Source organism: Microbulbifer agarilyticus (genome assembly GCF_020171345.1).
GTDB classification, from domain to species: Bacteria; Pseudomonadota; Gammaproteobacteria; order Pseudomonadales; family Cellvibrionaceae; genus Microbulbifer; species Microbulbifer agarilyticus_D.
The window spans coordinates 981,144-1,004,037 of the sequence record NZ_JAIUZM010000001.1 but is presented as its reverse complement, the minus strand read 5'-3'; the positions used below and the strand labels follow the sequence as shown (position 1 = coordinate 1,004,037).

Annotated in this window: 24 protein-coding genes; 17 read left to right on the top strand and 7 right to left on the bottom strand. The window is 58.1% G+C overall.

Going from position 1 to position 22,894, the window contains the following annotated elements; genetic code table 11:
- Positions 1 to 61: 61 nt before the first annotated feature.
- Both LCM31_RS04070 and LCM31_RS04065 read right to left on the bottom strand, forming a co-directional pair.
- Complete coding sequence (locus LCM31_RS04070) at positions 62 to 1,210, bottom strand: PilT/PilU family type 4a pilus ATPase (RefSeq protein ID WP_224867772.1); 1,149 nt, start codon at positions 1,208 to 1,210, stop codon at positions 62 to 64.
- A 229-nt stretch (positions 1,211 to 1,439) separates the two neighbouring features.
- Positions 1,440 to 2,474, bottom strand: coding sequence for a type IV pilus twitching motility protein PilT (locus LCM31_RS04065; protein ID WP_224867770.1), 1,035 nt, complete (start codon positions 2,472 to 2,474; stop codon positions 1,440 to 1,442).
- 98 nt (positions 2,475 to 2,572) lie between these two features.
- Here LCM31_RS04065 and LCM31_RS04060 point away from each other — a divergent pair, with 98 nt between their 5' ends.
- The 17 genes from LCM31_RS04060 to LCM31_RS16270 all read left to right on the top strand — a co-directional run bounded on the left by LCM31_RS04060 (position 2,573) and on the right by LCM31_RS16270 (position 17,661).
- On the top strand, positions 2,573 to 3,268 hold the full coding sequence (locus tag LCM31_RS04060) for a YggS family pyridoxal phosphate-dependent enzyme (RefSeq protein ID WP_224867768.1): 696 nt from the start codon (positions 2,573 to 2,575) through the stop codon (positions 3,266 to 3,268).
- Between the two features lie 47 nt (positions 3,269 to 3,315).
- Positions 3,316 to 4,143, top strand: a complete 828-nt coding sequence (proC, locus tag LCM31_RS04055) for a pyrroline-5-carboxylate reductase (protein ID WP_224867767.1) — start codon at positions 3,316 to 3,318, stop codon at positions 4,141 to 4,143.
- A 12-nt stretch (positions 4,144 to 4,155) separates the two neighbouring features.
- Complete coding sequence (locus LCM31_RS04050; RefSeq protein ID WP_224867766.1) at positions 4,156 to 4,761, top strand: YggT family protein; 606 nt, start codon at positions 4,156 to 4,158, stop codon at positions 4,759 to 4,761.
- A gap of 245 nt (positions 4,762 to 5,006) precedes the next feature.
- Complete coding sequence (locus tag LCM31_RS04045; RefSeq protein ID WP_224867765.1) at positions 5,007 to 6,983, top strand: dynamin family protein; 1,977 nt, start codon at positions 5,007 to 5,009, stop codon at positions 6,981 to 6,983.
- A 123-nt stretch (positions 6,984 to 7,106) separates the two neighbouring features.
- Positions 7,107 to 8,330 (top strand): homoserine O-succinyltransferase MetX, encoded by a 1,224-nt coding sequence (gene metX / locus LCM31_RS04040; protein ID WP_224867764.1) that lies wholly within the window; start codon positions 7,107 to 7,109, stop codon positions 8,328 to 8,330.
- Positions 8,330 to 8,920, top strand: coding sequence for a methionine biosynthesis protein MetW (gene metW / locus LCM31_RS04035; RefSeq protein WP_224868662.1), 591 nt, complete (start codon positions 8,330 to 8,332; stop codon positions 8,918 to 8,920). Before metX ends, metW begins: the two co-directional genes overlap by 1 nt.
- Before the next feature lie 86 nt (positions 8,921 to 9,006).
- A complete protein-coding gene (locus tag LCM31_RS04030) occupies positions 9,007 to 9,456 on the top strand; it encodes a DUF4426 domain-containing protein (protein ID WP_224867763.1) in 450 nt (149 codons plus the stop codon).
- A gap of 81 nt (positions 9,457 to 9,537) precedes the next feature.
- Positions 9,538 to 10,182, top strand: coding sequence for an RdgB/HAM1 family non-canonical purine NTP pyrophosphatase (rdgB, locus tag LCM31_RS04025; RefSeq protein WP_224867762.1), 645 nt, complete (start codon positions 9,538 to 9,540; stop codon positions 10,180 to 10,182).
- Positions 10,183 to 11,424 (top strand): radical SAM family heme chaperone HemW, encoded by a 1,242-nt coding sequence (hemW, locus tag LCM31_RS04020; RefSeq protein WP_224867760.1) that lies wholly within the window; start codon positions 10,183 to 10,185, stop codon positions 11,422 to 11,424.
- Between the two features lie 170 nt (positions 11,425 to 11,594).
- The gene (gene trxA / locus LCM31_RS04015) at positions 11,595 to 11,921 is read left to right on the top strand and encodes a thioredoxin TrxA (RefSeq protein WP_077399614.1); all 327 of its coding nucleotides are present in this window, start codon (positions 11,595 to 11,597) and stop codon (positions 11,919 to 11,921) included.
- 509 nt (positions 11,922 to 12,430) lie between these two features.
- On the top strand, positions 12,431 to 13,690 hold the full coding sequence (gene rho, locus LCM31_RS04010) for a transcription termination factor Rho (RefSeq protein WP_010133763.1): 1,260 nt from the start codon (positions 12,431 to 12,433) through the stop codon (positions 13,688 to 13,690).
- A gap of 296 nt (positions 13,691 to 13,986) precedes the next feature.
- Entirely contained in the window at positions 13,987 to 14,256 is a 270-nt protein-coding gene (locus LCM31_RS04005) for an RNA recognition motif domain-containing protein (protein WP_010133764.1), read from the top strand.
- A 154-nt stretch (positions 14,257 to 14,410) separates the two neighbouring features.
- The gene (gene ubiD, locus LCM31_RS04000) at positions 14,411 to 15,874 is read left to right on the top strand and encodes a 4-hydroxy-3-polyprenylbenzoate decarboxylase (protein WP_224867758.1); all 1,464 of its coding nucleotides are present in this window, start codon (positions 14,411 to 14,413) and stop codon (positions 15,872 to 15,874) included.
- A gap of 101 nt (positions 15,875 to 15,975) precedes the next feature.
- The gene (locus LCM31_RS03995) at positions 15,976 to 16,356 is read left to right on the top strand and encodes a GFA family protein (protein WP_224867756.1); all 381 of its coding nucleotides are present in this window, start codon (positions 15,976 to 15,978) and stop codon (positions 16,354 to 16,356) included.
- 136 nt (positions 16,357 to 16,492) lie between these two features.
- Positions 16,493 to 16,930 (top strand): YtoQ family protein, encoded by a 438-nt coding sequence (locus LCM31_RS03990; RefSeq protein ID WP_224867754.1) that lies wholly within the window; start codon positions 16,493 to 16,495, stop codon positions 16,928 to 16,930.
- Positions 16,931 to 17,032: 102 nt separating this feature from the next.
- Entirely contained in the window at positions 17,033 to 17,470 is a 438-nt protein-coding gene (locus LCM31_RS03985) for a DUF1294 domain-containing protein (protein WP_224867753.1), read from the top strand.
- 62 nt (positions 17,471 to 17,532) lie between these two features.
- Positions 17,533 to 17,661 carry a hypothetical protein gene (locus LCM31_RS16270; RefSeq protein ID WP_263600891.1) on the top strand — a complete coding sequence of 43 codons (129 nt, stop codon included), beginning with the start codon at positions 17,533 to 17,535 and terminating at the stop codon, positions 17,659 to 17,661.
- Here LCM31_RS16270 and LCM31_RS03980 read toward each other — a convergent pair whose 3' ends face one another.
- From LCM31_RS03980 to ruvX, 5 genes are all read right to left on the bottom strand, one after another.
- Positions 17,662 to 18,915 (bottom strand): heme biosynthesis HemY N-terminal domain-containing protein, encoded by a 1,254-nt coding sequence (locus LCM31_RS03980; protein WP_224867751.1) that lies wholly within the window; start codon positions 18,913 to 18,915, stop codon positions 17,662 to 17,664.
- On the bottom strand, positions 18,912 to 20,450 hold the full coding sequence (locus LCM31_RS03975; protein WP_224867749.1) for a uroporphyrinogen-III C-methyltransferase: 1,539 nt from the start codon (positions 20,448 to 20,450) through the stop codon (positions 18,912 to 18,914). Before LCM31_RS03975 ends, LCM31_RS03980 begins: the two co-directional genes overlap by 4 nt.
- A gap of 174 nt (positions 20,451 to 20,624) precedes the next feature.
- Positions 20,625 to 21,413: a uroporphyrinogen-III synthase gene (locus LCM31_RS03970; RefSeq protein ID WP_224867747.1), complete on the bottom strand. Its 789-nt coding sequence runs from the start codon at positions 21,411 to 21,413 to the stop codon at positions 20,625 to 20,627.
- A 24-nt stretch (positions 21,414 to 21,437) separates the two neighbouring features.
- The gene (gene hemC, locus LCM31_RS03965; protein ID WP_224867745.1) at positions 21,438 to 22,391 is read right to left on the bottom strand and encodes a hydroxymethylbilane synthase; all 954 of its coding nucleotides are present in this window, start codon (positions 22,389 to 22,391) and stop codon (positions 21,438 to 21,440) included.
- Positions 22,392 to 22,462: 71 nt separating this feature from the next.
- Positions 22,463 to 22,888 carry a Holliday junction resolvase RuvX gene (gene ruvX, locus LCM31_RS03960; protein ID WP_222229311.1) on the bottom strand — a complete coding sequence of 142 codons (426 nt, stop codon included), beginning with the start codon at positions 22,886 to 22,888 and terminating at the stop codon, positions 22,463 to 22,465.
- Positions 22,889 to 22,894 lie beyond the last annotated feature (6 nt).

Below are 22,894 nucleotides of genomic sequence, written 5' to 3'. Positions count from 1 at the left end.
AACTTCTCGTGAGATGGAGGAGGGACGGGAGCCTATTGAATGGCTCCCGCCGGGCATTGAATCAATACAGCTGCGGGCCGCTGTTGTTGTCGTTGTCGCCGGCCAGGCTCAGTTCGTCGGCGGCGCTATTGAGGTACTCGGCGTCGGATTCGGACTTGAGCTTGATCATCAGGCGCAGGTCGTTCGCGGAGTCGGCGTGGGCGAGGGCGTCTTCGTAGGTGATTTCGCCGCGGTCGTACAGTTCGTACAGGGCCTGGTCGAAGGTCTGCATTCCCTGTTCGATGGAGCGTTTCATCAGCTCCTTCATTTTGTGCACCTCGCCCTTGCGGATCAGGTCCGACATCAGCGGGGTGTTGATCATGATTTCGAGGCAGGCGCGGCGACCGTCGCCGTCCGGCGTCGGCACCAGCTGCTGGGCGACCATGGCGCGCAGGTTCAGCGACAGGTCCATCCACAGCTGTTCGTGGCGGTCCGCCGGGAAGAAGTGAATGATCCGGTCCAGCGCCTGGTTGGCGTTGTTGGCGTGCAGGGTACACAGACACAGGTGGCCGGTTTCGGCGAAGGCGATGGCGTGGTCCATGGTTTCCCGCGACCGCACCTCACCAATGAGGATGACGTCGGGGGCCTGACGCAGGGTGTTCTTCAGGGCGGTCTCGAAGGAGTCGGTATCGAGGCCAACTTCCCGCTGGGTGACGATACAGCCGCGGTGCTGGTGGATAAATTCGATGGGGTCTTCGATGGAGATGATGTGACCCTTCGAGTTTTCGTTACGGTGGCCGATCATGGAGGCCAGCGAGGTGGATTTACCGGTACCGGTTGCACCTACAAAGATGATCAGGCCGCGTTTGGTCATGGCCAGCTCTTTGAGCTGCTCGGGCAGGCCGAGTCCGTCGATGGTGGGAATCTTGGTTTCGATTCGACGCAGCACCATGCCGACGAGGTTGCGCTGGAAGAAGGCGGATACCCGGAAGCGGCCGACGTTGCGCAGGGAGATGGCGAAGTTGAGTTCTTTGTTTTCGATGAACTCTTTTTTCTGCCGGTCGTTCATGATGCCGACAACCATTTCCCGGGCTTTTTCCGGAGACAGCGGTGAGGTGGTGACGGGAACGATTTTGCCGTGCAGTTTGATGGAGGCGGGTACGCCGGCGGTGATGAATAGGTCGGATGCGCCTTTTTCACTCACCAGTTGTAAGAGTCGTTCGATTTCCATTTTTATTTACCGCTGTCGGTTTATTCGGATCCGGGCTTGTTCTTTTACAGTCCGGTGGCGGCAAAGCACCGGGGATTCGTTTTCGAAACCGCTGTAAATACATCCCTGTACGCTGCGTCGGCGACGTCCATGTCGCCGACGCTTTCGAAAACGAATCCCCGGCACTTTGCCTTCAATTCGTTGTGTTGTGCTTCGTAAGCGCTCGCTTAATCAGTAACGCAGGCGCTATTTAGAAATTTTCTGGCATCTTCGCTTTTTCACGCGCAACTTCGCGGGTGATGATGCGTTTTTCAAGCAGGTCCTGCAGGCACTGGTCCATGGTCTGCATGCCCACGTTGGCACCGGTCTGGATGGCGGAGTACATCTGCGCAATCTTGTCTTCGCGGATCAGGTTCCGGATCGCCGGGGTGCCGCGCATGATTTCGTGGGCCGCCACTCGGCCGCCGCCGTTGCGCTTGAGCAGGGTCTGGGAGATTACTGCCTGCAACGATTCCGAGAGCATCGAGCGCACCATGGCTTTCTCTTCCGCCGGGAATACGTCGACGACACGGTCGATGGTCTTGGCGGCGGAGGTGGTGTGCAGGGTGCCGAATACCAGGTGGCCGGTTTCCGCGGCGGTCAGTGCCAGGCGGATGGTTTCCAGGTCTCGCATCTCACCAACCAGGATGATGTCCGGGTCTTCACGCAGTGCGGAGCGCAGTGCTTCGGCGAAGCCGTGGGTGTCGCGGTGGACTTCCCGCTGGTTGACCAGGCACTTCTTGGATTCGTGCACGAATTCGATCGGGTCCTCTACGGTGAGGATGTGCTCGTATTTGTTGTCATTGATGTAGTCGATCATCGCCGCCAGCGAAGTGGACTTACCGGAACCGGTAGGGCCGGTCACCAGCACCAGGCCGCGCGGGGTGTCGGAGATCTGCTTGAACACCTGGCCCATCCCCAGGTCTTCCATGGTGAGTACCTTGGAGGGAATGGTCCGGAATACGGCGCCGGCGCCGCGGTTGTGGTTGAATGCGTTCACACGGAAGCGGGCCACACCGGGGACTTCGAAGGAGAAGTCGGTTTCCAGGAACTCTTCGTAGTCCTTGCGCTGCTTGTCGTTCATGATCTCGTAGATCAGACCGTGCACCTGTTTGTGCTCCATGGGCGGCAGGTTGATACGGCGCACATCGCCATCTACCCGGATCATGGGGGGCAGGCCGGCGGAGAGGTGCAAATCCGAGGCATTCTGCTTGGCGCTGAAGGCGAGGAGTTCTGTAATGTCCATACTGCTACCTTTATTCTTCTCTTACATTCACTGGTCGATATGACGCGGGGGCCACAAGCACATAGAATGCCCACCGAGCAAAAGTTGGGTCCCAGTATATGCGCAAAGGGTCGATCCCCGAAAACCTGAATTCCGTCGCTGAGCGAATCGTCACAGCTTGCCGCAGTTGTGACCGGCAAGCCGACGATGTCACGCTGCTGGCGGTGTCCAAAACCCGCCCGGCGGCAGACCTGCGGGTGGCCTATGAGGCGGGTCAGCGCCATTTTGGCGAGAATTACCTGCAGGAGGCCCTGGACAAGCAGGCCGAGCTGGCCGATTGCGACATCACTTGGCACTTCATTGGCCCGCTGCAGTCGAACAAGACCCGCGATGTGGCGGGGCATTTCCACTGGATGCACACGGTTGAGCGGTTAAAAATTGCGCGCCGCCTGTCGGAACAGCGCTCGGCGGATATGCCGCCACTGAATGTGTGCCTGCAGGTCAATATCGATGGAGAGGATAGCAAGTCTGGGGTGAGTGCGGAGGATCTGCCGGAATTGGCCGCGGCGGTGGCAGCGCTGCCCAACCTGCAGTTGCGTGGCCTGATGGCGATCCCGGCACCGCGCGGGGCATCGGAAGACCAGCGCACGCCGTTTATTCAACTGGCGACATTGCTGGATGCGCTCAAGTCCCAGCTGCCGGATCAGCCGCTGGACACGCTGTCGATGGGGATGTCGGGGGATATGGAGGCGGCGATATTCAGCGGCGCGACCATCGTGCGCATCGGCACGGATATCTTCGGAGCCAGAAACTAACACTCGGCTTATGGCTGTGATCAATTATTGAGAGAGTTGAGGAAGGAATGTCTGAACACAACATGGTGTTTATCGGCGGAGCCGGCAATATGGCGGGCGCGGTAATTGGTGGCATGGTGGCCAACGGTTACCCGGCGGATAAGATCGTTGCGACCGGGCGCGACGAGCAGAAACTCAAGGCATTTTGTGATCGTACCGGTGTGCACGGGCGTACCGATAATCTGGCGGCAGTGAAAGAGGCTGATGTGGTGGTGCTCTCGGTGAAGCCGCAGGTCATGCAGGCACTGTGCGAAACCATTGCCCCGGAAGTAAGTGCCAACAAACCGCTGGTGATTACGCTCGCTGCCGGTATTCCCCTGTCCGCATACCAGCGTTGGCTCGGTGCCGGTGTGCCCATTGTGCGCGCCATGCCCAATACGCCGGCACTGGTGGGCACCGGGGTTACCGGCCTTTATGCGGGCGAAGGTGTCACCGATGAGCACAAATCCGTTGCCACGCAGATGGCGCAGGCGGTGGGGATTGCCCAGTGGGTGGCGGAGGAATCCGGCATAGATGAAATCATCGCGGTATCCGGTTCCGGCCCCGCATACTACTTTCAATTTATGGAATCCATGATCGACGCGGCCGAGAAGGCGGGTATGGATCGCGCAGACGCAGAGCGCCTCACCTTGCAAACCGCTCTGGGCGCGGCGAAACTTGCGGTGGCCGCGGATGTGGATGTGGCGCAACTGAAGCGCAATGTGATGTCGCCCAATGGCACCACCGAGCGGGCGATCAAGCGTTTTCAGGAAGGCGGCCTGCCGCAATTGGTAGAGCAGGCGATGACAGACTGCGCGGCGCGCGCGGCGGAAATGGCGCAAGAACTGGATAAGTAAAAAGGAAGCTTAATGGCCAACACCTTTAGCAATATCGGCGTATTCATTCTCGCCACCATCGGGGTTCTGTTTCTGTTTGCGGTGCTGCTGCGCTTTATGCTGCAGCTGGCGCGGGCGGACTTTTACAATCCGATCTCGCAGGGCATCGTCAAGGTGACCAACCCGCTGCTGCGCCCGCTGCGCAAAATTGTGCCTGGAATGTTTGGCATCGATATGGCCTCCCTGGTGCTCGCACTACTGGTGGGTTGGGTGATGATTATGGGTGCCGGGTTTCTCGCTGGCGCCGGCATGCTCAACCCGCTGAGCGCACTGCTGTGGTCCCTGCTGGGTGTTCTGATGACGCTGATCGCCATCCTGTTTGTGGGCATGTTGATCTCCATCGTGGTCAGCTGGATTGCACCGCAAAGCTCACATCCAGCGCTGATGCTGCTGCGCCAGTTGCTGGAGCCCGTATATGCGCCGGTGCGCAAGGTGATTCCACCGCTGGGGGTGATCGATATTAGCCCGATCTTCGTGTTCATCCTGCTGACGGTGGCGGACAAACTGCTGGTGGGTCTTGCGCAGAGCGCCAGCATGCCGCAGTTGGTGTACAACCTGTTCTGGCATATCCCTTTCTGAGGGCCGTTAGAAAACTGTTGCGCGGGGCTGTCGAGGCCCCGCTCGCTACGTTTTCAAGCGCCCCTCCCGGTCTATTAGAGCTGTCATAACTGTCAGCTCTCGTTTTCTCTCTCCGCATTTCACTTTCCTTACGCTATCCAGTTCGCGAAATCCCTGTGCCAGGGTTTAACTCCGGGCGCGCATGCTGGAGAATGCCCGGTGAAATTGTAAATTCGTCCAAGTAGTAAGAATAAGAACTCCCAAACATGGAAGATGTGACCTTGCGCCAGCACATAGCCGACTACGATCTCTGGAAGAAGGGGTTGGATACGCAGTTCCACCGGTTTAGTCACTGGCTGGAAGAGCACTTTCCCAACTCTGCCGGTGCCCGCCAGGTGGTGCAGCAGGCGCGCCAGTTACTGGTGGATGACCAGTTTACCGTCGCCTTGGTAGGTGAGTTCTCCCGCGGCAAGACCGAGCTGATCAACGCGCTCTTGTCACACACTTATGGCAAGCGGCTGCTGCCCTCGCGCCCCGGCCGCACCACCATGTGCCCCACCGAAATTTACAGTGATGGCACTGAACAGGCGTCTGTCCGCCTGCTGCCCATCGAGACCCTGGCCACCAATACCAGCCTGGAAAGCTTCCGCCGTATTCCGCAGAAGTGGGTCAACTTTGATTTTGACCCGGAAGATGCGGGCGCCACTCGCGAAGCGCTGATGAAGGTGGCTGCCACCAAGGCGGTGATGCCGGAAGAAGCTGCGCGCTACGGTTTTGACCGTCGCCACCTGGATGGTAATGGCAATTTGGTGCAGATCCCGGCGTGGCGCTACGCACTGATTTCCCTGCCGCATCCGCTGCTGGCCCAGGGCCTGCGCATTATTGATACCCCCGGGCTCAATGCCCTGGGGAACGAGCCGGAATTGACCCTATCCACCCTGCCGAGTGCACAGGCGGTGGCCTTCCTGCTCTCCGCCGATGCCGGTGTCAGCGGCACCGACCTCAATATGTGGGAAACCCATCTGGTGCCGCTCAAGGAGCATCGCGGCACCGCAGTAATGGCGCTGTTGAATAAGATCGACGTACTGTGGGACGACCCGGACGAAGACCCGGACCAGATGCTGCGCAAGATGCGCGGTGAGGTGAGCAAGCTGCTGTCGCTGCCACAGGAAAACGTGGTCGGCGTGTCCGCGAAAAAAGCCCTGCTGGCGCGCGCCGAGCGCGACCCGATGCTGCTGCAACAAAGCTGCTTTGGCGAGTTCGAAAAGCTGCTGGTGCAGCGTTTGATGGAGCACCGCGACAAGGTGGCCAATCACCGCTCGCTGCATCAGGCCCTGACCCTGATGGCAGACACCCGCGACCTGCTCAAGAATCGTCTCAACAGTGGCCGTGCAACGCTGGACCACCTGAAGCGCCGCGGCTCCGCCAGCCCGGAGCAGTTTGAAGAACTGAAGCAGCTGCACGCCACCGCCAAGGAGCAGCACAAGTACTGTCACCAGGAGCTGCTGACCCTGAAATCCAGCCAGCGCATGCTGGCCCGCCAGCGCGCCTCCCTGCTGGCACCGGTGTCCAGCCAGCAGCTACAGCAGCTGATCGACGAAACCCGCACGGCATTGAACGAGCGCTGGTCGCCGCTGGGACTGGCCCGCGCCATTGATGGTTTTATGGGGGGCGTGGAATATCAGCTGTCCAATCTCGAGCGGGAAGTGGATCAGACCAACCGTCTGGTAGATGCGATTTACGATCGCTCGACCCTGAACAACATCGTTTCCAACGAGCAGCACTTTGATATTGGCGGCTTCCGGGCGGCTCTGCGCGGCCTGCACCGCCAGGCGGCGCAATTGCGCCGTTCACCACAGCTGCTGCTGGCGCGACGTAATCGCCTGACCGAACGCTTCGTGGCAACCCTCGCCAACGAGGTGGGCCGCATGTACAGCCAGATGATCTCCTCCGTGGATGGCTGGCTGGAACAGGTGCTCGAGCCACTGAAACAGCATGTGCAGTACCAGAAGCACCTGTTGAACCGCCACATGATCAAGCTTACCGAGCTCAAGCAGAAAACCCAGGGCAAGCGCACCGACCTGCGTACGCTGGAAGAAGAACTGGTGCGCAACCACAGCGCGCTGGGTGCGCTGGAAGATCTGCTCAAGCACACCCAGGCGGCGCCACAGCCGATTGCACCGGCGCCGGTAGCGGCGGTTGCGGATAATGTCACCCCACTGAAGGCGCCCGCCACTTCCTAGCTTGTGGGCAATTTTTGCGGTTAGCTGTGCCCTCGGGGGCACGGCGGCGCGTGACCACAGCAAGCTAACAGGTGTACTACAGTCCCCAGCTTTCGTAAACTTGGCGCCCCGCCCAGTAAGTAAATGCGAAAAACTTTGACCACGGAAGCGCAATCTCACCACTCAGGAAAACCGGCAGGGCTGCCCGCCAACTCCGTCGGTATTGTCGAGCCAAAAAGCCACACATTCCCAGGCCCGTTCAAACTGGCCTGTGGCCGCGTGCTGGACGAATACACCCTGGTCTACGAAACCTACGGGAAACTTAACGCCGACAAAAGCAACGGCGTACTCATCTGCCATGCGCTGTCCGGCCACCACCACGCCGCCGGTTACCACAGTGCCAGCGACAAGCGTCCGGGCTGGTGGGATCACTATATCGGCCCCGGCAAACCCATCGACACCAACAGGTTTTTCGTGGTTGCCCTGAACAATCTCGGTGGTTGCCACGGCTCCACCGGGCCAACCTCCATCAACCCGGAAACCGGCAAACCCTGGGGTGCAGACTTCCCGCCGCTGCGCGCGCGCGACTGGGTACACAGCCAGGCCCAACTGGCCGACTTACTGGGTATCCAGCAGTGGGCTGCGGTGGTCGGTGGCAGTCTGGGTGGCATGCAGGCCATGCGCTGGTCACTGGAATACCCGGAGCGTTTGCGCCATTGCGTGGTGATCGCCTCGGCGATGAAATTGTCTGCGCAAAATATTGCGTTTAACGAAACCGCCCGCCAGGCCATCACCTCGGACCCGGATTTTCGGGATGGTCGCTATCTGGAAGAAGATACTTTGCCGCGCCATGGCCTCGCGGTTGCGCGCATGATCGGACACATCACCTACCTGTCGGACGATGGGCTGGGCAAGAAATTCGGCCGTGAATTGCGCTCCGGCACCTTTGAACAGGGTGTGGAAGAGCTGGTGGAGTTCCAGGTGCAGAGCTATCTGCGCTATCAGGGCGACTCCTTCTCTGGCAGCTTTGACCCGAATACCTATATCCTGATGACCCGTGCCCTGGATTATTTCGATCTCGCGCGGGAATACGATGACGACCCGGTGGCGGCATTCTCCCATGCGCGCAGTAAATTCCTGTTGGTGTCGTTCACCTCCGACTGGCGCTTTGCGCCGGAACGCTCCCGGGAAATTGCCGACGCTCTGATGCACGCCAATGTACCGGTCACCTACGCGGAGGTGGAGTCGCCCATGGGCCACGACGCCTTCCTGTTGCCGAACGCGCGCTACGAAAATATTTTCGCTGCGTATATGAATAATGTTGCCCGCGAACTGGCGGACAGCGCACGCGCCGAGGTGGTCCAATGATGCGTAAGGATCTCGATATCATCCACAACTGGGTGCCGGCGCAATCGCGGGTGCTCGACCTGGGTTGTGGTGATGGTGCGCTGCTTGCACGTCTGGCCAGCGAGAAGCAGGTCAGTGGCTACGGCGTTGAAATCGATCCGGAAGAAATCCAAAAATGCGTCGAGCGCGGTGTCAACGTGGTGGAGCAGAACCTGGATAACGGCCTGAAAAATTTCGCCGATCACAGTTTCGATACGGTGCTAATGACCCAGGCCCTGCAAACCCTGCGTTTTCCGCACCTGGTGGTAGAGGAAATGCTGCGGGTCGGGCGCGAATGCATTATAACTTTCCCCAATTTCGGGCAGTGGAAGGCGCGCTGGCACCTGGCCTTTTCGGGTCGCATGCCAGTGTCGGATTTATTACCTTACGAATGGTACGACACGCCCAATATTCACTTTTGTACTTTCAAAGACTTTGAAGTGCTGTGTCGGGAGCACAACTGGAAGATTCTGCACCGCCAGGCGGTATCGGAGTCCCCGGTTTCCGGCGTGTTGAAGGACTTTTTGCCGAATTTATTCGGCGAGACAGCGATTTACCATCTGACTCGCTAATATTATTTGTAGTGGGTCGTTTTATCCGCCATGTGTTCAGGCTGCAAGAAGCCTGAGTGCGCATGGAAACCAGACAGGAGGACGCCGTGAAACGTTATTTTGCTGCATTTATTTCTGTGGCCTTATTGCTGTGGGCTGCAGCGGCCGCGGCGCAACAAGCCAAGATCATCGAGAACCATCAGGACTTCGGCGATTACCGGGTGAGCTATTCGGTGTTTAACAGCGACTTTATCCCTCCGGAAATTGCGCGTGAGTACAATCTGGTGCGTGCCCGTGACCGGGCCTTTGTGAATATTTCCGTCGGTAAAAAAGACGGTACCAAGGGTGAGAGTGCTGGCGTTTCCGGCAACGCGATGAACCTGATCCAGCAGTCGCGCCCCCTGGTGTTTCAGGAAGTGCGCGATGGCGACGCGGTGTATTACCTGGCGCCGTTCCGCTTTGAGAACGAAGAAAGCCTGACTTTCAAAATCGATCTGGTAATGCCCGACGGCAGCAAGCAGCAGCTGACCTTCCGTCGCCAGTTGCACAAGAACTGAATCGCAAACCGTCACCCTTTTACTTGAATAACAGCGAGCGCAGCGCGTTCGCTGTTTTGCGTTGAACGGAACTCGCTTCCTATGGAAAAAATCGTCCTCGCCAGTGGCAATGCGGGCAAGCTGAAAGAGTTTTCCCAATTGTTTTCTGGCTGGCAGATTGCGGTGTTGCCTCAGTCCGAATTTTTGCAGGATGAGGCGGAAGAAACCGGTCTCAGTTTTATTGAAAATGCCCTGATCAAGGCGCGCCATGCGAGCCGCGCCAGTGGTTTGCCCGCGCTGGCGGATGACTCGGGACTGGCGGTGGACGCACTCGGCGGCGCACCGGGTATTTATTCTGCGCGTTACGCCGGTGCCGGCGCCAGCGACGCTGAGAACAACCAGAAACTGCTGCAAGCGCTGGAAGGTGTGCCCGCAGAAAAACGCGGTGCCAGTTTTCACTGCGCACTGGCCTTTGTGCGCGCCGCGGATGACCCCGTCCCGCTGGTATGTACCGCGCGCTGGAGCGGGGTAATCCTGACTGCACCCGCCGGCGATCAGGGTTTTGGCTACGATCCGCTGTTTTACGTTCCCTCGGAACAGCTCACCTCGGCACAGTTGCCGCGAGAAGTGAAAAACCGTCTCAGCCACCGGGCGCATGCGGTGAAAAAGTTCGAGCAGCTGTGGCATGAGGAAATGGTGGTGCCGGAACAGCAGGCCCATAGCGTAACCGGCACGAAGTTTTTCTAGATGACCGCTCAGGGTACCGGCCGCTCGCTGTTGGCGTTGCCACCGCTCAGCCTCTACGTGCATATCCCCTGGTGTGTGCGCAAGTGTCCGTATTGCGATTTCAACTCCCATGAATTTGTTGCCGGCACCCTGGAGCATGCGCAGGGCAGTCCAGCCGGTGAGCGTCATCTGCCAGAGGCAGACTATGTGGATCAGCTGGAGCGCGATCTGCGCAGCCAGTTGCCCTGGGTTCAGGGGCGCAAGTTTGGCTCCATTTTCTTTGGCGGCGGTACGCCCAGCCTGTTTTCGCCGCTGGCCATCGGCCGCATTCTCGATCTCGCCGAGTCGCTGGTGGGCTTTGCCGACGACATCGAGATCACCCTGGAAGCGAACCCGGGTACCTTTGAGCAGGCCAAGTTTGCCGGCTATCGCCACGCCGGCGTCAATCGCCTGTCGATCGGAGTGCAGAGCTTCGACCCGCTGCAGCTGCAGAACCTCGGGCGCATCCACTCTGGCCCCGAGGCGCTGACCGCGGCGACCCAGGCGCGCACGGCGGGTTTCGATAATATCAATATCGACCTGATGCACGGCCTGCCGGGGCAGGGCGAGACTGAAGCGCTGCAGGACCTGGCGCAGGCGGTTGCCCTGGGTGCCGAGCATATTTCCTGGTACCAGCTCACCATCGAACCCAATACCGCCTTTTACTCGGCACCCCCGGTTACTCCCGGGTCCGAGCAGATTGCGGCGATCCAAAAGGTCGGCCGGGCGTATTTGGCAGAGCAGGGCTATGGCCGCTATGAGGTGTCGGCCTATGGCCGTGCGGGGCTCGCCTCCCGGCACAACCTCAATTACTGGTCCTTTGCCGACTACCTCGGTATTGGTGCCGGTGCCCACGGCAAGGTGACCTTGCCGCAAACCGGGCGAATTTTGCGCACCCAGCGAACCCGCGCGCCGAAGCACTACCTGGCACTGGGTTGTGGAACCGGTGCCGGCGGCGTGGAGTTTCCACTGCCCAAGCTGCAGGAGGTGGCGGGGGAGGATCGCCCGCTGGAGTTCCTGATGAATGCCTTGCGGCTCGAAGCCGGGGTGCCCGCGCAGAGTTTTGAGCAATATACCGGGCTGCCGCTCGATACCTTGCGCCGGGAATGGCGGCGCCTCGAGGCGATGGAGCTGGTGCGCCCACTGGGGCCCACCATTGGCACCACCCGATTTGGCTATGACTATATAGACGAGATATTGCAGCGTTATCTGGTGGAAAGCTGAGCCGCTGCGGTATTCCACAGCGTTACCCTTGAAAACCCCAAATCGGACCGCATATAGGGCAAAACGCCATGAATGGTGAAAGTAATTGCCTTGCGGGGGCTGCGGACCCTACTTATTATGTCTGCCAGTCCGGGCACCGGCCTGAAGAAACAGAACCACAGGAAAGCATTATGAGCGCGAACATCGTAAACGTAACCGATGCAGAGTTTGAAGCCGAAGTACTGAAGGCCGAAGGCCCGGTATTGGTAGACTTCTGGGCACAGTGGTGTGGCCCCTGCAAGATGATCGCTCCGGTTCTGGAAGATCTTTCCGGTCACTACGGCGAGAAGCTGAAAATCGTCAAAGTGGACGTAGATGCGAACAAAGAGGCCGCGGCCAAGTACAACGTGCGCGGCATCCCGACCCTGCTGCTGTTTAAAGGCGGCAACGTGGAAGGCACCAAGGTCGGCGCTCTGTCCCGAGCTCAGCTGACCGAGTTTATCGACAGCCAGATCTGATCGATCCCGCAGGGCGCCATTGGCGCCCTGTGTCGTTTTGGGGCATTGGGCCTCATGCGCGACAGGAGATAAGAGGGGCGAAGCCCCGGGTAATGGCGCCCCAGGCTTGCGAAATAGCCCTTGCAGGATGCCGAACTGCGGTTATACTGGCTAGTAATCAAATTAACTGTTCAGTCTAAACCTGAGCCAAGTCGCCAACCCCGCTGCTGACGCGGCCTCTCCGGCGCAAACTCCTCAAGTTGAACATCCCCCACTGGCATATCTGTCGCAGCCATATTGGCAATCAGGCACTAGTGTCGTGGTAAATAGGGATCCGTTTTACCCGGGTCGTTGTTATCGATTAGGGTTCGAGAGAAAACGTGAATAACTTGAATGAGTGTTGCTTCGGTTAGTAATCCAGCCAGCATGTCGAACTAGGCATTATCACCATCGAAACTTCAACTCCCTCCGCAGAAACGTCCAGCGCGTCCGCGCGAACCGACAGAAGAAACCGTAATAAAGCAATTGGTATGAACCTTTCTGAATTAAAAACCAAACCCATTGAAGAGCTGATTGAAATTGCCAAGGGCATGGGGCTCGAAAACCTCGCCCGCTCGCGCAAACAGGACATTATTTTCAATATCCTGAAGCGCCACGCCAAAAGCGGTGAAGACATCTACGGCGAAGGTGTATTGGAAATCCTCCAGGATGGTTTTGGCTTCCTGCGCTCCGCAGACTCCTCATACCTCGCGGGCCCGGACGACATCTATGTTTCCCCGAGTCAGATTCGCCGCTTCAACCTGCGTACCGGCGATTCCATCTCCGGCAAAATTCGCCCCCCTAAAGAAGGTGAACGCTACTTCGCCCTGCTGAAAGTCAGCGACATCAACTTCGATAAGCCGGAAAACGCGCGCAACAAGATTCTGTTTGAAAACCTCACGCCGCTGTTCCCGAATGACCGGCTGGGACTGGAGTGCGGTAATGGTTCCTCTGAAGACCTGATCGGCCGGATCATCGATCTGGTAGCCCCAATCGGTAAAGGTCAGCGTGGCTTGATCGTGGCACCGCCCAAGGCCGGTAAAACCATTATGCTGCAGAACATGGCACAGGCGATTACCCGCAATAACCCGGAATGTCACCTGATTGTTCTGCTGATCGACGAGCGCCCGGAAGAAGTCACTGAAATGCAGCGCTCGGTGCGCGGTGAAGTGGTTGCCTCGACCTTTGACGAGCCGCCTGCGCGTCACGTGCAGGTTGCAGAGATGGTGATTGAAAAAGCCAAGCGTCTGGTAGAGCACAAAAAAGATGTGGTGATCCTGCTGGACTCCATTACCCGTCTGGCACGTGCGTACAACACCACTGTGCCCAGCTCCGGTAAGGTGCTCACCGGTGGTGTGGACGCGCACGCACTGGAGCGCCCGAAGCGCTTCTTTGGTGCAGCGCGTAACATCGAAGAAGGCGGTAGCCTGTCGATTATCGCCACCGCACTTGTGGATACCGGCTCCAAAATGGACGAAGTGATCTTTGAGGAATTCAAAGGTACCGGCAACATGGAACTGCAGCTGGATCGCAAGATCGCTGAAAAACGCGTATATCCCGCAATTAACGTGCGCCGCTCCGGTACTCGCCGCGAAGAACTGCTAATGCCGGAAGGTGAGCTGCAGCGCGTTTGGATCCTGCGCAAGCTGCTTCATGATATGGAAGATTTGGCCGCCACCGAATTCCTTATCGATAAGCTCAAAGACTTTAAGACGAATGATGAATTCTTCCTGTCCATGAAACGGAAATAATTCTCTTTTAGTATGAAGGCCGGCATTAAATGCCGGCCTTTTTCGTGTAATGCAGATGAAATTTGCAATACGTTGAATGAGGCGTGAAATTACGTCGAATTCAGTTGAAAACCCTCGGTGTTAGGCATATAAAGGCTTCCACCAATGTGTTGTGCGGTTTTTCAACACTTACCGAATTGGTTCCAGATAGCTGGGAAGTTGTCTGACTCCGGACCAAACTCAAGTGGATAACGTGGTGGTGCTGGTTATCCGTTTGTGAATGCACGACAGCCCACTTACTCATGTGAGACTTTTTTGTGAATATCTATATTGGAAATCTGGCCTACGGCGTAACCTCTGACGAACTGCACGAAGCTTTTGGTGCGTTCGGTGAAATCTCCCGGGCTACTGTAATCACTGACCGGGAAACTGGCCGTTCTAAAGGTTTTGGTTTCGTAGAAATGCCGAACGACGACGAAGCGCGTAAGGCAATCGAAGAAATGAATGATCAGCCGCTGTCTGGCCGTAACATCCGTGTTAACGAAGCCAAGCCGCGCGAAGACCGTCCGCGTCGTCCCCGCTTCTAAGATTTCTTAGAAGTTCGGCAGCCCGCAGTCCTGTACTGCGGGTTGTTCTCCCCTCCCTAAATCTCCCCAACTCTGTCGAATTGACAGCGTTCGTTCCCTATTTTGTGCTGACTGTTTTACACTGGCCGGTGAATTTCCCGTCGACCCATAAAGCATGAAATACAAAGATCTGCGCGACTTTATCAAGCTGCTGGAAAAGCGCGGCCTGCTGAAGCGTATTACCCACCCGGTAAGCCCCTACCTGGAAATGACAGAAATCGCCGACCGCGTCCTGCGTGCCGGTGGCCCGGCGTTGCTGTTTGAAAACCCCACCGGCTACGATACCCCGGTGCTCGCCAACCTATTTGGTACGCCCGAGCGCGTCGCCCTTGGTATGGGTAAAGAGTCCATCTCCGAGCTGCGCCAGGTTGGTGAGCTGCTGGCGTTCCTCAAGGAGCCGCAGCCGCCAGAGGGTTTCAAGGACGCTTGGCAAAAGCTCCCCATATTCAAACAAGTCATGAATATGGGGCCGAAAGTCGTGAGTAAGGCCGACTCTCAGCAGATCGAAATCGAAACTGGCGACATCGACCTCACCAAACTGCCGATACAGACCTGCTGGCCCGGCGACGCCGCGCCGCTAGTCACCTGGCCGCTGGTGATTACCCGCGGACCGGAAAAGAAGCGCCAGAACCTCGGCATCTACCGCATGCAGCTGATCGGCAAGAACCGCCTGATCATGCGCTGGCTCTCCCATCGCGGCGGTGCCCTGGACTTCCGCGAGTGGCAGCAGGAATTCCCCGGTGAGCCCTTTCCGGTAGCCGTCGCGCTCGGTGCCGATCCCGCCACCATCCTCGGCGCCGTCACCCCCGTACCCGATACCCTGTCGGAATACGCATTTGCCGGCCTGTTGCGCGGAAGCAAGACCGAAGTGGCCGAGGCCAAACTCAGTAACCTGCAGGTGCCGGCAAGCGCCGAATACGTGCTCGAGGGCTATATCTACCCAGAAGATATGGCGGATGAGGGCCCCTATGGGGACCACACCGGCTACTACAACGAGGTGGACAGCTTCCCGGTCTTCACCGTCGAGAAAATTACCCATCGCAAAGACCCTATTTACCACAGTACCTACACCGGCCGTCCACCCGATGAACCGGCGGTACTCGGCGAAGCGCTGAACGAAGTCTTCGTGCCCATCCTGCGCAAGCAGTTCCCGGAAATCGTCGATTTCTACCTGCCCCCGGAAGGCTGCTCCTATCGCTTGGCGGTGGTCACCATGAAGAAGCAGTACCCCGGCCACGCCAAGCGCGTGATGATGGGCGTCTGGTCCTTCCTGCGGCAGTTTATGTATACCAAGTTCGTCATCGTTGCCGACGACGACGTGAACGCCCGCGACTGGAAGGATGTGATCTGGGCCATGACCACCCGAATGGATCCCGCGCGGGACACCGTCATGGTCGAAAACACACCCATCGACTACCTGGACTTCGCCTCACCGGTATCCGGCCTGGGTTCCAAAATCGGTTTTGACGCCACCAACAAGTGGGAAGGCGAAACCACCCGCGAGTGGGGGCGCCCAATTGTGAAAGACCCGGAAGTAACGCAGAAAGTCGACGAGATCTGGGGTGAGCTCGGACTTTAAATAAGCCACCACAGCGCCAGGGAGGGCGTATGGATATGATAAAAACGGTTGGCGAGGATTTTAATGCCTGGCCCAGTGAGGTTGGCTTTACGTGAGATTATATGATGCTCTATCAGGGTAGCTGTCACTGCGAAGCCATCACTTTTGAGGTGGAGGCCCCAGAAGTACTTGAGGTCGATCGCTGTAACTGCTCAATCTGTTCGAAGTCCGGGTTCCTACATTTGATCGTTCCGCTCAATAAATTTCGCTTGCTATCCGGGGCCGATTCGATTTCTACCTACACCTTCGGCACTGGCGTTGCAAAGCATACCTTTTGTAAGGCGTGCGGCATCAAGCCGTTTTATACGCCCAGGTCAAACCCAGATGGTATCGACATTAATGTGAATTGCCTGGATACCGTACCAGTATCAATTAACATCACTGAATTTGACGGCCAGGATTGGGAGCAGCATGCGCATAAGTTAGTCCATAAAAGTAAGTAAAGACGTTAGGAAGTATATTGGACACCGGCTTGCTCCCCTCGGCCATTATCAAACGGCAGAAGTTAGCGGGTTGCTTTATGCTGCTTAAAGAATGAAGTTTTTATATAAGTATATTTTAGGTTTAAGGAATACAATTATGGGGCTAAACATCTATCTTTCCGGTGAAATCCACACAGACTGGCGCAAACAAATTATCGATGGTTGTGCCGGGAGTGATTTTGTTTTTTCATCTGCAGTCACCGATCACGCTGCCAGTGATGCGGCAGGTGATGTGCTTGGCACTGAAGAATCCGGTTTTTGGCGCGATCACAAGTCGGCAAAAGTAAACGCAATACGCACAAAGACGCTCATCGAACAATGTGATGTTGCGATCATTCGGTTTGGTGATAAGTATAAGCAATGGAATGCAGCGTTTGATGCGGGCTATTGCGCCGCTCTGGGTAAGCCATACATTACCTTGCATGCTGAAGATATCGTCCACCCCCTAAAAGAAGTGGACGCTGCGGCATATGCATGGGCAACTACCCCACAACAGGTCGTCGATATACTGAATTACCTGGTTAGCGATCAATAGGAGCGGCCACCAGTTTGATGGACGCAACCCATTTCTATTCTGCGTTGGGACGCTATGCAGCCGGATGGTGCCCGCGGATGATAGCCAGTCGTGGTTTGAACTATGAAACGCAGTAAAAAAGCGTGGTTCATATTTTTCCAGTTCTCCATTGTGGCCGGTTTTTTAGCCGGTATAGCTTTTGCGATTTCAATCAACCGTTACCCAATTGAGATGCTCTATCTCATTGGTATGCTCTCGATTTTGACCATCTTGGTCTATGGGTGGGATAAGTTGGCTGCACTAACGGGGCGCTGGCGTACCAGCGAAAATACCCTGCATTTGCTGTCGTTCATTGGTGGTTGGCCGGGAGCCCTGTTGGGGCAGGCACTGTTCAATCACAAGACATCGAAACAACCTTTTCGCCAAATATTCTGGATTTGCGTACTTTCTAATTTGGTATCTATTGCGTGGACTTTCACTGGTAGTGGTGAACATTTCCTGCATAAGCAGATTGGGATGATAAAACAGGCGCTGTACGAAACTTCTGTCATTGTGCGTTAAGACGTTTCTGGGCTCTGTTGTTACTTGGGAAGCTTTTATCGCTTTAGAAGATTCCGAAGTATGTGAAAAGTATCGGATTGTCGACCAACCATGAGCTGGCCTTCCTGGAACCGTCGGAAGCCGTTGCGCTGGCGGACAACGAAAAATACGGCTGGGGACTGGCCCCGGAGGCGTTGCGCGGACTCCTGTGATCAGGATGCCCGCGTGCTGAGCATATGCGCTTGCTGGTCGGGTAGCGGTAGCTGGGGCAGGGTGGAGACCGCCTGCAGCAGCCCTTGCTCATACAGCTGCGCGGCTTTGTCTTTTTCGCCGAGGGCATACAGCAGTCGCGCCAGCTCGGCGGAGGTCTCCGGATCCGAGCGCAGCAGCAGGCTCTTTTCAAAGTACTGCCGCGCCTTGCCCCAGATTTGATTGCGCAGATACAGACGGCCCAGGCAGGTGAGAAGATCGGCGTTTTCCCCGTATTCCTTCTGCCAGCCTTCGGCGATGGTGACCTGCTGACTGGCGTCGGCGCCGGTCAGGTGCCCGTATAAACGCACGGTGTCCGCGCGCCACTCCCGGTTCAAAATCCAGCGCAGGTGTTTTTCCGCTTCAACGTCGTCGCCCACCTTGTGCAGCATTTCCCCATAGAGATTGCGCAGCTCAATATTGCGCTGCCAGCGCCCGCTGAGGCTGTGCCAGGTTTCGCGCAACTTTTCTTTATCGTCGCGATTGGCGGCGTCGCGCAGCAGGTTCTGGTAGACCTCGAGCTCCAGCTGCTGGAACTGCGACTCGGGCATGCTGCCGTGTTTTTCCAGTCTCGGTAACAGCTCGCGCAGTCCGTGCCATTCGCCGATGTTGTAATAGGCGTGGCGTAGCAGTTGTAGCAGTGCCGGATGATTGGGCTCCTGCTGCATGGCGCGCTGCAGGCTGGCGATACATTGCTCGTAGTGCTTGTCGAGCAATTGCATGCGCGCCTGGCTGATGGCTACGGCGAGTTGGGTGTCGTCGCCGGTGGCTTCGGCCTTGGCCAGAAGCTCGTTGGCTTCGTCCCGGTATCCGAGTTCGAATGCACTGCGTGCGGCCGCCAGGTAATTGATGATGGGCGCATCGGAGCGCGCGGCGCTTTTCAGCAGTAATCGCCGCGCGCGTGCCCAGTTGCCTTCCATAAACTCCACCAGGCCGTTGGTAAGCCGGCGGCGTGCAATACGGCTGCGGCCGAAGCGGATGCGGCTGACGCTGCCGCCAATCGCCCGCGCAATGCTGCGCAGCAACCAGATAAACAGGAACAGCGCGAGTACGCCCAGGGCCAGGCCGCCGATGGCGACCCACAGGTTCATTTCAATACGTTTCCCGCCATCGCCGCCGATCATTAATAGCAGGTAGCCTGGGTAGGAGCGCATGGCCTCGGCGAGGAAGGCGCCGCCGAGCAGCAACAGCAGGGTAAATAGGAGAAAGCGTTTCACCAGTCGCTACCTCCGTTGTCGTTGTCAGGGGTTTGCCCGGAGGAAACCTTGTGCATTTTGTCGATGTAATTGCGCAGTGCGGTCTGCGACGCGCTCAGGTTGGGCAGCTCGACTTTGACTTTTTCCTGCGCGAGTTCTTCCAGCTCACGCAGGATTACCTGGCGCTGCGGGTTGTCCACGCCATAGTCCAGTAGCAGTTGACGCGCGTGATTCATCGAATCCTTGAATACGGTGTCGTCCGCGCGCAGTACCGCCAACTCGGCCTGTTCCATATTCAGGCGCAGGCTCTGGCGGAATCGGGTTTCACTCTGTGGCGACAGCAGTACCGGGTCCACCTCGCCATCGCGAATGCGCACGGAGCCTTTGAGGAAGTTGAGGAAGTTATCCCAGCTGGAGCGGAAGTGTGCCTCGCCGATCTCGGGGTTGTCGTTCTGCTGCTGGATGGCGGCCGCATCGCGCTTGGCCAGGTCGAACTGGGGCTGGATGTTCAATTTCACCATCTGCTCCTCCAGCGCGCGCAAACGCAGGTAGAGGCCTTCGCGGTCCACGTTTTCCACCAGCTTGAGCGCGGTGATATCGCGGGACAGCTGCTGGCGCACACCGTATAAATCCGGCATGTCTACGTCGCGGATAATTTTGTCGACTTCCTGCAGCAGACCGAGGGCGGAGCGGCTGTCTTGCTCCAGCATCAGACGCTGGTTGGCCAGGCGCAGCAGGTAATCCGCTTCGGCCAGTTGCCAGTCCTCGCGGCTGGCGTTGCCCAGCTGGCTCAGGCGATTGCCCTGCGCGGTGACATTGCGCTGTACACCAGCCAGCTGTTGCTGCAGCTGTTCGATCACCTGATTTTGCTGTTCCAGTTGCTGGCGCAGGCCTTTGATCAACTCAAGGTTCTGGTTTACTGGCGGCGTGGGTGAAGTTGCCGTCGGCGGCGTGGGCTGGGATTCGCTGGGCTGCAGTATGGGTTGCTCGGGTACTGGTGGCTGCGCGCTGTCGGCTGCTGCGCTCTGGTTATTTGTCGACCCTGCGTCGGTGGCATTGTTGTTACCCGTGGCGGAGGGTGTAGAGGATACGCTGTCGGCGCCTTTCGACTGGCCGCCCGCTGTCGATACATTGTCTCGGGTGGCCGTGGTGCGGCCACTCTGCGAAATGGTCTGTGTGTCGGCAGCGAAATGCCGCCCCACCAGTGGCAAGTTCTGCAGGTGGCTGTTGGCTTGGGTGCGCACACTGGGAATGAAGTACCAGGCGGCGACCGCGAGGGCAATGAGTGCCAGTAGTAGCAACCAGAACCAGGTCCAACCGCTGCCCTTCTTTGCGGCGCGGGGCTTGGTTGGGGCTTTTGTATTTGCTCCGGTCTTTGAGCCGCCAGTTTTTACTGCGGCCTTGTCACCCTTTTTGCCGTTTGTGTCGCGACCTTCTGCGGCCTTGGCGAAGTTGCTCTTCGGCTCCGCCTTGTCTGTCACCGTAGGCACGTCTTTCTGGTTATTGGTTTTTTTGTCGTCCGGCGTGGCGGAAGCTGGGGCTTTTTTATCGCTCATGGGCTCGCTTGCTCAGGGTGGATGCGTGGGGGCACCGGTCGTTCTGGCGGTTGTCAGGGCGGTGGACTGCACGGAGGCCGCTAGAAAATTTGTCGCCAAATTATAGCGACTGCAGCGGTTCTTTATAGGAAGTCTGGCGCGGAAATAAAATTTTTTACCGTGATCGGCGGAATTTCAGCAATGATGGGAGGAAACTACTTCGCTCAATGCGTCCAGCATGGCCGCGTCGCCAGCGTTCTTGGCGGCAAAAACCTTGCTGAAGCCGAGGGCCCGGGCCTGTTCGGCAACTCGCTGGCTCGGCAGGATCAGGGGGCAGTTATTCAGCGCTGCGCGTTTGCCGGTCTCTTCCAGCGCGCGCTGCAAGTTTTCCAGGGTTTCCCCACTGTGCAGGGTAATGGCATCGGGGGTGTGCGCGTAGGCACGCAGTTGCTCGCAGGCTGCACTCGGCAGCAGGCGCTGGTAAAGCTCACAGTAGTCGATGCGCGCGCCGCGCTCTGCCAGTGTCTGGCCGATCAGTGGGCGCCCACCCTGGCCGCGAAAGAGGATGACACGCTCGCCATCGGGGTTTTGCAGTGGCGCTAGGCCCAGTAGCGCTTCAGAATCCATCGCAGCACTGTCGCAAGACTCCGGCTCGGCGCCGCGGTTGCGAATCGCTTTGGCCGTTGCCGCGCCGATGGCGTAGTACCGCGGCCCCTGCGGCAGTTGCGGCCAGTAATCATCCAGCCAGTCAAAGCCGCATTGCACCGCATTCTGCGAGACAAAGATGGCGTGGTCGAACTGGTCAAAATCCATAATCAGGCTTTTTACTGCCTGTACCGCGTCCACATCGGTTACCGGTTCGATAGCCAGCATTGGAATGCTATCCACTATCGCTCCCTGCGCTTGCAGCAGTGCCTGCCAGCGGTCGCTCTGGTGCGTGGGGCGAGTGATCAGAATGCGCTGGCCGGCGAGGGGTTGGGTCATTGCTATGCGGTTGCGGTGGTCGAATTAAATGGCCGCGAGGATCTCGTCGGCGCCGGCCTGCAGCAGTTGTTCGGCCAGGCGAATGCCGAGGGATTTCGCTTCTTCGATAGAACCGTGGACTTCGCCGCGCAGCATGGTTGCGCCGTCGGGGCTGCCCACCAGGCCACGCAGGTACAGCTGGGTTTTACTTTCGTCACTGAAAATTGCATAGCAGCCAATCGGTACCTGGCAGCCACCATTCAAACGGCGCACCATGGCGCGTTCGGCGTCGAGACGGAAGCGGGTTTCATCGTGCTGCAGTGGTGCCAGCAAGGCCTCCAGCGCCGGGTCACGGCGGCACTCGATGCCCACGGCGCCCTGGCCGCCCGCAGGCAGCAATACTTCCGGCTCGATGTAGGCGGCGATACGCTCACGCATTTCCAGGCGCAGCAGGCCGGCGGCGGCGAGGATGATAGCGTCGTACTCGCCGGCGTCCAGTTTGGCCAGGCGGGTATTCACGTTGCCACGCAGGAATTTGACCTCGAGATCCGGGCGCACCGCCAGCAGCTGACACTGGCGGCGCAGGCTGGAGGTGCCAACTACCGCGCCCTGCGGGAGATCTGCGAAAGAGGCGTAGTGATTGCTCACAAAGGCATCGCGCGGGTCTTCGCGCTCACAGATCACCGGCAGGTGCAGGCCTTCAGGGAATTCCATCGGCACGTCCTTCATCGAGTGCACGGCGATATCGGCGCGGCCTTCCAGCATGGCTTTTTCCAGCTCTTTCACAAACAGCCCTTTGCCTCCCACCTTGTTCAGCGGGATGCTGAGCAGCTGGTCGCCGCGGCTGGTCATGGGCAGCAGTTCCACGGTGAGATTCGGATGGTGCCGTTCCAGTTCACCTTTGACGAAGTGGGCCTGCCACAGGGCCAGCGCGCTCTCGCGGGTAGCGATGCGGACAGTGGAAATCGGGGAACTGGTGGTGTTGTTTGATTCGGGCATGCGCGAAAACTGGCTGGACTGATGTTGCGCGCAAGTTTACCAGCTTGTGCGCCGGATTACCGGCCAGTGACTCAGGTGGTGGCGACGTTGCGCAGCCAGTCCTCGAGAAAGATGCGTGCGGCGATGGAGTCTACCGGCTGGTCGGCGTAATTGCCGCGATGCCCACGGTCGCGCGCTTCGTCTTTGGCGGCGCGGGTGCTAAGGCGCTCATCGGCATATTCCACCGGCAGGCCCAGGCGGCCGTGCAGGCGCTGGCCAAATTTGCGCGCGCGGGCGCCAAACTCGCTTTCACTGCCGTCCATGTTCAGTGGCAGCCCAACCACCAGCACCTTGGGTTTCCATTCGTCGACGATACTTTGTACCCGGTTCCAGTCCGGCTTGCCGTCTTTGGCCGGAAGTGGATCCAGTTCACGGGCACTGCCGGTGAGGCTTTGGCCGTAGGCCAGGCCAATGGAGCTGGTGCCGAAGTCGAAGGCGAGGGCGGTGATGGCTTTCATTGCGTA

What these genes read in the sequence shown, in the direction of transcription:
- LCM31_RS03975 (WP_224867749.1), bottom strand. Translation starts at nt 20,450, where the DNA reads ATGAGCGATAAAAAAGCCCCAGCTTCCGCCACGCCGGACGACAAAAAA.
- LCM31_RS04050 (WP_224867766.1), top strand. Translation starts at nt 4,156, where the DNA reads ATGGCCAACACCTTTAGCAATATCGGCGTATTCATTCTCGCCACCATC.
- rho (WP_010133763.1), top strand. Translation starts at nt 12,431, where the DNA reads ATGAACCTTTCTGAATTAAAAACCAAACCCATTGAAGAGCTGATTGAA.
- trxA (WP_077399614.1), top strand. Translation starts at nt 11,595, where the DNA reads ATGAGCGCGAACATCGTAAACGTAACCGATGCAGAGTTTGAAGCCGAA.
- LCM31_RS03985 (WP_224867753.1), top strand. Translation starts at nt 17,033, where the DNA reads ATGAAACGCAGTAAAAAAGCGTGGTTCATATTTTTCCAGTTCTCCATT.
- rdgB (WP_224867762.1), top strand. Translation starts at nt 9,538, where the DNA reads ATGGAAAAAATCGTCCTCGCCAGTGGCAATGCGGGCAAGCTGAAAGAG.
- metW (WP_224868662.1), top strand. Translation starts at nt 8,330, where the DNA reads ATGCGTAAGGATCTCGATATCATCCACAACTGGGTGCCGGCGCAATCG.
- LCM31_RS04060 (WP_224867768.1), top strand. Translation starts at nt 2,573, where the DNA reads ATGCGCAAAGGGTCGATCCCCGAAAACCTGAATTCCGTCGCTGAGCGA.
- LCM31_RS04065 (WP_224867770.1), bottom strand. Translation starts at nt 2,474, where the DNA reads ATGGACATTACAGAACTCCTCGCCTTCAGCGCCAAGCAGAATGCCTCG.
- LCM31_RS03990 (WP_224867754.1), top strand. Translation starts at nt 16,493, where the DNA reads ATGGGGCTAAACATCTATCTTTCCGGTGAAATCCACACAGACTGGCGC.
- LCM31_RS03970 (WP_224867747.1), bottom strand. Translation starts at nt 21,413, where the DNA reads ATGACCCAACCCCTCGCCGGCCAGCGCATTCTGATCACTCGCCCCACG.
- ruvX (WP_222229311.1), bottom strand. Translation starts at nt 22,888, where the DNA reads ATGAAAGCCATCACCGCCCTCGCCTTCGACTTCGGCACCAGCTCCATT.
- ubiD (WP_224867758.1), top strand. Translation starts at nt 14,411, where the DNA reads ATGAAATACAAAGATCTGCGCGACTTTATCAAGCTGCTGGAAAAGCGC.
- hemW (WP_224867760.1), top strand. Translation starts at nt 10,183, where the DNA reads ATGACCGCTCAGGGTACCGGCCGCTCGCTGTTGGCGTTGCCACCGCTC.
- LCM31_RS04070 (WP_224867772.1), bottom strand. Translation starts at nt 1,210, where the DNA reads ATGGAAATCGAACGACTCTTACAACTGGTGAGTGAAAAAGGCGCATCC.
- metX (WP_224867764.1), top strand. Translation starts at nt 7,107, where the DNA reads ATGCGAAAAACTTTGACCACGGAAGCGCAATCTCACCACTCAGGAAAA.
- hemC (WP_224867745.1), bottom strand. Translation starts at nt 22,391, where the DNA reads ATGCCCGAATCAAACAACACCACCAGTTCCCCGATTTCCACTGTCCGC.
- proC (WP_224867767.1), top strand. Translation starts at nt 3,316, where the DNA reads ATGTCTGAACACAACATGGTGTTTATCGGCGGAGCCGGCAATATGGCG.
- LCM31_RS04045 (WP_224867765.1), top strand. Translation starts at nt 5,007, where the DNA reads ATGGAAGATGTGACCTTGCGCCAGCACATAGCCGACTACGATCTCTGG.
- LCM31_RS03995 (WP_224867756.1), top strand. Translation starts at nt 15,976, where the DNA reads ATGATGCTCTATCAGGGTAGCTGTCACTGCGAAGCCATCACTTTTGAG.